Genomic DNA, 9297 nt, shown 5'->3' with positions numbered 1-9297 from the left:
ACTTCAGACTGCCTCGATGGTTCCCGGTAAAGCTTCTTGCCGCAGAAATTCAATGAGCTCCGTCCGCGAAGGGCTGCGTGCGTTGCGGACAAAGAATCCGGACACGCCGCAGCCGAGAGCGAGGGAGTCTTCCGGTGTTCCGCCGGCGAGGAGACCGAGGCAGTAGCCCGCGTTGAAGCGGTCGCCTGCGCCGGTGCTTTTCAGGGGATGCTCGCAAAACGGGCCCTGCGCCGAGAACGCGCCGTCCGAGCCCGCGGAGACGGCGAACCTCAGCTTGTGAATGACTGCCGTTGAAATGCCGATTTTGGCCTGCAACTGCCCGGCCAGTCGCATCGCATCGTCGGCCTCCTGCGCCGGATGAAGTCCGAGTAGCCGCGCGAGGATGTTGGCCTCGTTGCCGTTGAGGCCAAGGGTGACGTCGCCGCACGATTGCAGAAGCGGCAGGGTTTCCACCATGGCGAGAATGTCCGCCGATGACCGGCTCGACGGGTCGACAAGGTCGATGAAGAAGTGCGGGCGCCGCCCCAGCTTCGCATAGATTTCGTTGTGCAGCAGCCGCCACACCGAGGTCATATGCGGATACAAAGTCCAGTCGGTGAGCGCGATGATGGCCGCCTCGCGGCAAGAAGCCAGATAGTCGCCATCGGCCAGCCGACGCGCGATGTCTTCCGCGGTGAATTCCGCAAGCTGCTTCACCGCGCTGAACATCAGTTTGCCGTCGGTGAACTCGAACGCCAGCGTGCGACCGGGCTCGCGCCCCCACGACACGGCTTTGCGGAAACGTGTGGTCGTCTCCGCGAACGCCGGGTGGGCGGGCTCGCCGAGCGTGGCATAGCAATCCACCGGGATACCCAGAGCCGCAAGGCCGTCGCCCAGGTTGACTGCGCATCCGCCGGGATGCACCGCGGTGATGATGATTTCCCGCAGACTGCTGCGACCGGCCGCGGCTGAGAGCAGGCTGGCAAAGGTCCCGATGTCGGGGACCGGCGAGAATTCCTCCAGCGACGTCCGCTCGGCCACCACGCTGATCATTTCGTCGACGAATCCGTCGAACCCGACCACGACGGGTGGCGGAACCTCGGGAAGGGATTCGAGGACACGCAGGGCGTTGGCGGTGTTCATTTGTCGCTGAGCAGCCGGATGCGCGCGGGTTCATCCTCATCGACTTCGGGGAAACGGCCGATGTCCGGATTCACGAAAAAGTTGTCGTTGGCATCGTCGTTCGCGGTGGAAACCTCGCCGATGATGCAATCCGCGCCGCCTGCCCAGAACGCGTGGTAAATCCCCGGGGTCAGCGTGATTCGTTCCCCGGCTTGGAGGGTCAGGGTTTCCCCGCTGCAACAGGTCCGCAAGCTTCCGTTGACCCGGACGGGAAAATCCGTGCCGCGTTCCGTTTTCTCCGGATGCCCGGACCAGAGTTCGAGCACGAGGGACCCGTGACGGCAGATGATGTCCTCCTTTTTCCGCGCGTGCGTGTGCAGGGGGGTCGTCTGTCCGGCGCGCGCATACATGAGTTTTTCGCAATACTCGGGCTCCTCCGCGAGGTTGATCAGCACGAGGCCGAAGCGCTCGAAGTCACCTAGCCCGAAGTCCGTGATGTCCCAGTGTGGCTGCGGCGGCAAGGCCCAGCCGTGCCGGGCGAAACACCCGGCGGCCTCGTGGTAGATTTCGTTGATTTGGCTTCGTTTCATGGGTTTTTCAGAAAATCAGTGTCGGCCTTCGCAATTACCCGGCAGCCGTTGTCCGAAGCGAGCACGATACCGCCGGGCGCGCGAGTGATGGATCTGACCCTGCCGAACTTCGCGGGGATCGCGGCCACGCCCATGATGTAGTTCACCGTGAGAGGCGCGGCCTTTTTCAATTTCACGCACGTTGCATAGCCCATGCGGCTGACCGGATTCGGGCCCGCGGATTCCGCCAGTCCGTAGTGGAAGTAGGAGGTCACATCCTCGATTCCCATCACGCGGTCATGGCGTCCGTTCCAAGGTGGGTAATGCCGCCCCGCGTTCGAGATCCAGAGGATGGTGCTGCGGAGGATGCGGGGATCTTTGAGCGAGAACCACACATAGCGCTCCTTCGGGAAGGTCACCGCGGACCACGCGAAGTCGGGCTCGCTTTCATGCACGAGCATAACGAGATCCTCGAACCCGCGGCGGGCGGGATATTTCTCCAGATCGGCAAAATTCCCGTCCGTTGTCGCGACCCTGCTCAGCCGGGTGAACCGACTGCCCGGCTTCAGACTTTGGTAGCCGCCAACCGCCGGGGACTCAAAAGGCTCCGGTGCCACCTGCGCGAAGAGGATGCGGCTCGAGGAGACGATCCCGGACCCGGGCACTTCCGGGAATTTGAGCATTGCATGGTGACCGAAACTCATCGGGCCCTCCATCTCCGAGAGCAAATGACGGCAATACAGATTCGTCTCGCCTGCCTTGAGGCGGATCGATTTGTGGACGCGTCCGGGGCGCGATGTGGTTTCCATCGTCCAATGCCATGCGCTCCAAACTTGCCCCCCCTCACAGCTTCGCAGTTTCCACTTCGCGTTGGCTGGGTCTCCGTGCGGGGGGTGTTTCTCCCCACGCCAGCTGGTTTCGTTGCCTCCGAAAGGCGCGCAGAAGAAGTCTCCGCGCAAGCTTTTCAGCATCGCCGGTGTGCCCGGCGGAAGCTTTTCCCGCGCCCAAGGAGCGACGGAAAACGGCTCAACGACACGGCCGGCCAGATGGAATTTTACCGGGGCGAGGTGACCGCCCTGCTCCGTCACGGCGGCAGTGACTTTATCGGAGGACAGCAGCCATGACGGCTGCCCGAGAATCGTGTGCTTGGAGGGACGTTTCGGTTTCATTCAGAACAATGCCTGCGGAGTCTAGCGGTGGTTCATCTTGTTGGCGGTGAGTTGCATGTCCTGCTGGAGCGGGCGGCGCGGCCGGATGCCGGTCTTATGCCGAACACATTGATCGGGTCGTTTCATGCGATGTGGGTCTTTGTCGTCTTCGGGCGGAATTGCGCCGGCGGTTTGCGGTCGGTGACGAAGTCGTGGATGTCCGCCCAAGAGGCGAAGCCCACGGCCGCGGCAGACGCCCATTTCCCGGCGTCGCAGAGCAGAATGCTGCGACGGGCGTTGCGAATCCACGACGCCTTGATGTCGCGCTCCAGTAATTCGGTGGTGCCCGGGCCCGAAACAGGATCAAGGCCGGAGGCCCCGATCAGCGCGAGGTCGGCCCTGAGGCCGGACGTTCCCGGGGCAGCCAGGGGACCGACGAGGGCTCCGCTCAAAGAACGGCGCTCGCCACCAATGACGATGAGCTTGGCGCGGAACTGCTCGTGCCCCGCGATCACCGGGAGCGAATTCGTGATGATCATCAGATCCGGCCGGGATCTCAAAAGGCGTGCGGCTTCGAGGCAGGTCGTGCCGCTGTCGATGAAGACGATGGCTCTCTCGGGAATCAAGGTCGCCGCCATGGCGGCGATTCTCCGCTTGGCTTGCACCGCGGAGCGGGATTTTTGCAGCAAGCTCGGCTCGACGGAGGCGACCGTCGGGTGGAGGACCGCCCCGTGGACGCGCACGACAAGATCCTGCCTTTCCAAGAAATCAAGGTCGCGCCGCAGCGTCGCCGAGGACGCCCCGGTGGCGGATTGTAATTCGGCCGATCCGGCCCTCTGGCGCTTATCGAGGATGGCCAGAATTTTTTGGTGCCGAGCATGAGCGAGCATGAGCGATCGATATACTATTGCCTAAGTCCGTTCACAAGCTAACAATCAACGAGTCTGTGGCAACCGAGACCTTAAGCCCCGGGGCAGTCCCGGAGCCGGGGGCAAAACTCTCCGCAGATCAACAAGCTTTATGAAACCATACCGACTGAACCGTCTCTTCAACGCAAAATCCGGCCGCTGTTTCGACGTGGCCATCGACCACGGGTTTTTCAACCAGCCCGGATTTCTCACCGGGATCGAGGACATGCAACGTGCCGTCGACACGGTGGTGCAGGCCGGGCCCGATGCCGTGCAGTTGACCACCGGGCAGGCGCGGCATTTGCAGAAGATTCCCGGCCGGCAGAAGCCGTCGTTGGTGCTGCGGACGGATGTGGCCAACGTTTACGGGAAGGAACTGCCGTTGGAAGCGCTCAGCGTGATGATTGCCGAGCCGGCGCTGCAGGCCGTGCGTCTCGATGCCGCCTGCATGTGCGTGAATCTGTTCCAAATCCCGAACGCGCCGGGCGTGACCAACCAGTGCATCGAGAATATTTGCGCGTTGAAATTGGAAAGCGACGAATACGCCATGCCCATGATGGTCGAGCCGCTCGTTTTCCGTCCGAACAGCGAGGCCGGCGGCTACATGGTTGACGGCGATTTGGTGAAGATTCAGCACCTGGTGCGTCAGGCCGTCGAGCTGGGGGCCGACGTTATCAAGGCCGACCCGACCGACGATGTCTCCCTCTACCACAAGGTCGTCGAGGCGGCCGGTGGCATTCCGGTTCTGGTCCGGGGCGGGGGACGGGCGCCGGACGAGGAAATCCTCGCGCGCACCGAGGAACTGATCAAACAGGGTGTTTCCGGCATCGTTTACGGCCGCAACGTGGTCCAGCACGCCAACCCGGCCGGCATGGTGGCGGCACTCATGGCCATCGTGCACGACGGAGCCACGGCGAAGCAGGCAGCCAAGCATCTCTCCTCCAAATGAGCACGCTGCGTCTCGGAATCATCGGGGGCGGTCTGATGGGCCGCGAAATGGCGTCGGCGGTCAGCCGCTGGTGCGCGCTGGAGGATGTCGGCGTCGGTTGCGAAATCACCGCGGTCTGCGATCTGGCGCCGGCCGCGCGGGATTGGTTCGGGCGTTTGCCTTCTTTGCGCCTGTCCACCGCCGACCACCGCGAATTGCTGGCCAGCAAGGACGTCGATGCGGTCTATGTCGCCGTCCCGCACCAGCTGCACGAGAAGATTTACCTCGATGTGCTCGAAGCGGGCAAAGATTTGCTGGCCGAAAAGCCCTTCGGAATCGACCTGGCCGCGGCGCGCAAAATCGCGGCGCGAGCCGAAGAACTCGGCCGCTTCGTCCGCTGCAGTTCGGAATTTCCGTTCCTGCCCGGCGCGCAGCGCGTTTTCGAATTCGCCCGGGAGGGGAAGCTGGGGCGTCCGCTCGAAGTGCGCTCGGCCTTCCTCCACTCCAGCGATCTGGACCCGTCCAAGCCGGTCAACTGGAAGCGCCAAGTCGCGACCTGCGGCGAAATCGGCGTGATGGGCGACCTCGGCATGCACGTCATGCACTTGCCCCTTCGCCTCGGGTGGAAGCCGCTTCGTGTTTATGCGCAGTTGCAGAAAGTTTACACGCAACGTCCCGATGGCAGAGGTGGCATGGCACCGGCCGACACTTGGGACAACGCCATGCTGCACACCGACGTCTCCGTGCTCGGCGACCAAATCCCGATGCGTCTGGAAATGAAGCGGCTTTCTCCCGGTGACACCAACAGCTGGGTGATCGAGGTTCTCGGCACCGATGGCGGAGCCCGCTTTTCGACCAAGGATCCCAAGGCCCTCTGGCTTTTCCGGCGCGGCAAGGAACAATCCTGGGAACGCATCGACCTCGGTTTCGCCATGCCTTTCAAGACCGTCACCGGAGGCATCTTCGAACCGGGCTTTCCCGACATCCTGCAGCAAATGCTCGCCGCGTTCGCGGCGGAGCGGGCGGGCAATCTTGCTGCCCGCTTCGGCTGTGTCAGGCCGGAGGAAGCGGTTGCGGTGCACGAGGTGTTCGCCGCCGCGCTGCAGTCGGAGCGAGAGGGGCGTGCTGTTCCGCTCGCGGAGACATGAAACAACGACACGCCCGCAACTCCATTTCCATCTCGTGACATCCAACCTCAAACCTGTCTCATCATCGTGACAGCAAATCCTTCGGGGTCGGAATCCTTCTTCCCGCAGCAATTGCGTGGATGCGTGCCCGGGCTGGAGGTCCACGATTCGCCGGAGCAACGGGCGGCTTACGCTTACGACGGCACCGCGGCCCTGCGCGCGGAACCTGCGGCCGTCGTTTTTCCGATCGATACCGCCCAGGTGTCCGGCGTGTTGAAGTTTGCCACCGCGCGGCGGATCCCCGTGGTCACGCGCGGTTCCGGCACCGGTTTGAGCGGGGGGAGTGTCCCGGTGGATGGATGTCTCGTCCTGTGCCTGACCAAAATGAACCGCATCATAGAGGTCGACGCGGAAAATCTCACGCTCTTGGCCGAGGCCGGCGCGGTCACTGCGGATGTCGCGGCGGCCGCCGCGGGGGTCGGTCTTTTTTATCCGCCGGACCCGGGCTCGATGAAGATTTCCACCATCGGCGGCAATGTCGCGGAGAACTCCGGCGGTCTTCGCGGACTCAAATACGGCGTGACGCGCGACTATGTCATGGGGCTCGAGGTTGTGTTGCCGGATGGCGAGGTCATGTGGACCGGCAACAAATGCGTCAAGGATGTGGCGGGCTACACCTTGCGCGATCTCTTCATCGGTTCGGAGGGAACCCTGGGCATCATCACCAAAGTCCTGCTCAAGCTGATCCCGCCGCCCGCCGCGCGCAAAACCATGCTGGCGGTCTATGACAACATGGAGAACGCGGCCAGGACGGTGTCTGCCATCATCAAAGCCAAGATCATCCCCTGCACCCTGGAGTTCCTCGACAAGGTCACGATCAATTGCGTGGAGGATCACGCGGGGATCGGTCTGCCGCGCGAGGCCGAGGCCCTGCTCCTCATCGAAAGCGACGGGCATCCGGCCGCGGTGGAGGAAGAGGCCGCCGCCATGCTCGCCATCGCCAAGGCCAACGGGGCGGGGGAAGTGAAAATAGCCGCGACTGCCGAAGAAGCCGCGTCGCTCGCGGCGGCCCGCCGCACCGCCTTTTCCGCCCTGGCCCGGGTCGGGCCGACGACGATCCTGGAAGACGCCACGGTGCCGCGCAACCGTTTGCCGGAGATGGTCCGCTGCATCCAGGAAACGGCCCGCCGCCACCATCTCAAGATCGGCACCTTCGGCCATATGGGCGACGGCAATCTGCACCCGACCTTTTTGACCAACGAGAAAAACAAAGAGGAAATGCACCGCGTGGAGTTGGCCATGAAGGAGATCTTCGCGCGGGCCATCGAGCTCGGCGGCACGATCACCGGCGAACACGGTGTGGGTTTGGCCAAAAAAGATTTCCTGCCCGCCGCCGTCGGCGAGTTGAACGTCGGGGTCATGCGGAGCATCAAGGCGGCCTTCGATCCGCAGGGGATTTTGAACCCCGGGAAAATTTTCGACCCGCTGCCGTGAGCGAGCTCGCCCTCAAGTCGCTCGATTACCCGGTGCTCCAGCAGTGCATGCACTGCGGGATGTGTCTTCCGACCTGTCCGACGTATGACCTGACGAAACTCGAGCAGCACAGCCCGCGCGGCCGCATCGCTCTCATGCGGGCCATCGCCGACGACCACTTGGAGCTGGGGCCCGCGTTCGGCGAGGAGATGTCCTACTGCCTCGGCTGTCTGGCCTGTGAAACCGCCTGCCCGGCCGGGGTGGACTACGCCCATCTTTTCGAAGTGGCGCGGGCCGACGTGGAAAAATCCGGTGTCATGGACAACCCGGTGCGCTCGTCGATTCGCACAGCCTTGCTCAAAATTCTTTTCACCCATCCGCGGTTGCTGCGACTCGTCGGGCGGATGCTCTGGCTCTACCAAGCCACGGGAGCGCAATGGCTTTTCCGTCGGCTCGGTCTGACGCGGCTGCTTCCGGCCAAACTGCGCAAGTTGGAGCCCATCACGCCGGTCGTGCTGCCCAAGTTTTCCCACCAGCTGATCCGCCCCGTGGAAAAGCCCGCGGACGGCACCCGTTACCGCGTGGGGCTTCTGACTGGATGCGTGCAGGACCTGGTCTTCGCCGACATCAATCGCGACACGGCCGATGTCTTGCTGGCCAACGGTTGCGAAGTGGTGACCCCGCCTGTGCAGCCATGCTGCGGATCGATCCACGGCCACAACGGAGAGCATGCCGTGGCGCAAGAGATGGCGCGGCGCATGATCGACCTTTTCGATCCTTTTGCCTTCGACGCCATCATCACCAACGCCGCCGGCTGTGGTTCCCACTTGAAACACTACGGGAGACTGCTCGCCGACGACCGCGACTACGCGGTGCGGGCTCGCGAGTGGGATCGAAAGTTGAAAGACGTCAACGAATGGCTGGTGGAAACCGGTTTCCGCGTCCCCGTGTCCGAGGCTGCGGAGTCGCAGAAGGTCACCTACCACGAGGCCTGCCACCTTTGCCACGGTCAGAAAATCACGAGGCAGCCACGGGAAATCCTGCAGGCCATTCCCGGGGTCGAACTGACCGAACTGCCCGAGTCCGACTGGTGCTGCGGAAGCGCGGGCGTGTACAATATCACCCAGCCCGAAACCGCCGCTATCTTGCAAGAGCGCAAAGTCGGCAAGATTGCCTCCACCGGCGCCGCCGTCGTGGCGACCTGCAATCCGGGGTGCCACTTGCAGTTGGTCAACGGGATGCGGCAGGCGGGGCTCGACATACGAGTGACCCAGCCGGTCACGCTGCTCGCGCGCGCTTACCGGGCCCAGTCGCCCCGGGGATGACTGGAGACGGCGCGTGGTGGTGACCGCGCAATTGCCGGGGCGAAGAGCGGGTCCACGTTGCGGAAGCCGTGGGCCGGGGCGGAGCCAAACAGCTGGCCGCAAACTTCGCCGGGGTCTGGTAACCCAGTCGGGAATGCGGACGGATGCGGCTGTATTTGCGGCGGTGATCCTTGGCCGGCCCATCGGCCCCGGCCAGCGAGCCGATCGCCCCGATGTCGAGCAGATCGTGGCGCAAGCGGCTGTTGAAGCTTTCGATGGAGGGGTTTTCCCACGGTGCGCCGGGCGGAATGAACGCGGTTTGCAACCCGCGCTCTCGGATCCGGCGGCAGACTTTTTTAGCGATGAACTCCGGACCGCTGTCGGAGCGGATAAACTCCGGCGCAGCGTCTTGCGCCCCTTCGTCGGCTCGCCCCGGCTTCTTGATGACTTCTTCGGGTGTGTGTCTCGCTGTCTTTTCGTGAGAAGGCGGCGGCGCTCACGCGCCGCCAAGCTCCCATATCATACCGACGTCCCTTTGCTTTCGGATCAACACGCATGAGCGGGGAGAAGTGACACCGGCTTCCGGCCGGTGAGATCGGTTTGCTCATTGGCAAGGATGCCCATGCCACGGTTTTTCCGCCCGCGGAAAGTCCATTTGCGAAGGGACGTTGGTATCATGTCCGTTCTTTCCCGGGCAAATCTGCGGTTTCTTCAACGGCCGGATGTCGGGTCATCATCC

At 63.4% G+C, this 9297-nt stretch carries 9 protein-coding genes; 4 read left to right on the top strand and 5 right to left on the bottom strand.

Annotated elements, in window-relative coordinates; genetic code table 11:
• Window positions 1-3: 3 nt before the first annotated feature.
• The 4 genes from FGM15_13180 to FGM15_13165 form a co-directional block, all read right to left on the bottom strand.
• Window positions 4-1122 (bottom strand): carbohydrate kinase, encoded by a 1119-nt coding sequence (locus tag FGM15_13180; protein ID MBU3666810.1) that lies wholly within the window; start codon window positions 1120-1122, stop codon window positions 4-6.
• Window positions 1119-1691 carry a D-lyxose/D-mannose family sugar isomerase gene (locus FGM15_13175; GenBank protein MBU3666809.1) on the bottom strand — a complete coding sequence of 191 codons (573 nt, stop codon included), beginning with the start codon at window positions 1689-1691 and terminating at the stop codon, window positions 1119-1121. Before FGM15_13175 ends, FGM15_13180 begins: the two co-directional genes overlap by 4 nt.
• Entirely contained in the window at window positions 1688-2839 is a 1152-nt protein-coding gene (locus tag FGM15_13170) for a hypothetical protein (GenBank protein MBU3666808.1), read from the bottom strand. Before FGM15_13170 ends, FGM15_13175 begins: the two co-directional genes overlap by 4 nt.
• 122 nt (window positions 2840-2961) lie before the next feature.
• Window positions 2962-3708 carry a DeoR/GlpR transcriptional regulator gene (locus FGM15_13165; GenBank protein MBU3666807.1) on the bottom strand — a complete coding sequence of 249 codons (747 nt, stop codon included), beginning with the start codon at window positions 3706-3708 and terminating at the stop codon, window positions 2962-2964.
• A gap of 130 nt (window positions 3709-3838) precedes the next feature.
• Here FGM15_13165 and FGM15_13160 point away from each other — a divergent pair, with 130 nt between their 5' ends.
• From FGM15_13160 to FGM15_13145, 4 genes are read left to right on the top strand one after another with little or no spacing between them, the layout of a single operon-like run.
• On the top strand, window positions 3839-4675 hold the full coding sequence (locus tag FGM15_13160; GenBank protein MBU3666806.1) for an aldolase: 837 nt from the start codon (window positions 3839-3841) through the stop codon (window positions 4673-4675).
• Window positions 4672-5802 (top strand): Gfo/Idh/MocA family oxidoreductase, encoded by a 1131-nt coding sequence (locus FGM15_13155; GenBank protein ID MBU3666805.1) that lies wholly within the window; start codon window positions 4672-4674, stop codon window positions 5800-5802. Before FGM15_13160 ends, FGM15_13155 begins: the two co-directional genes overlap by 4 nt.
• A gap of 60 nt (window positions 5803-5862) precedes the next feature.
• Entirely contained in the window at window positions 5863-7275 is a 1413-nt protein-coding gene (locus tag FGM15_13150) for an FAD-binding protein (GenBank protein MBU3666804.1), read from the top strand.
• A gap of 47 nt (window positions 7276-7322) precedes the next feature.
• Window positions 7323-8579 carry a (Fe-S)-binding protein gene (locus FGM15_13145; protein ID MBU3666803.1) on the top strand — a complete coding sequence of 419 codons (1257 nt, stop codon included), beginning with the start codon at window positions 7323-7325 and terminating at the stop codon, window positions 8577-8579.
• Here the strand turns inward: FGM15_13145 and FGM15_13140 are convergent.
• Window positions 8533-9003, bottom strand: coding sequence for a transposase (locus FGM15_13140; protein MBU3666802.1), 471 nt, complete (start codon window positions 9001-9003; stop codon window positions 8533-8535). The genes FGM15_13145 and FGM15_13140 overlap by 47 nt on opposite strands.
• Between the last annotated feature and the right edge of the window lie 294 nt (window positions 9004-9297).

This window comes from Chthoniobacterales bacterium, assembly GCA_018883245.1.
Taxonomy (GTDB): Bacteria; Verrucomicrobiota; Verrucomicrobiia; order Chthoniobacterales; family JACTMZ01; genus JACTMZ01.
The sequence above is the reverse complement of the archived record's forward strand: the minus strand, read 5'-3'. Positions and strand labels throughout refer to the sequence as shown.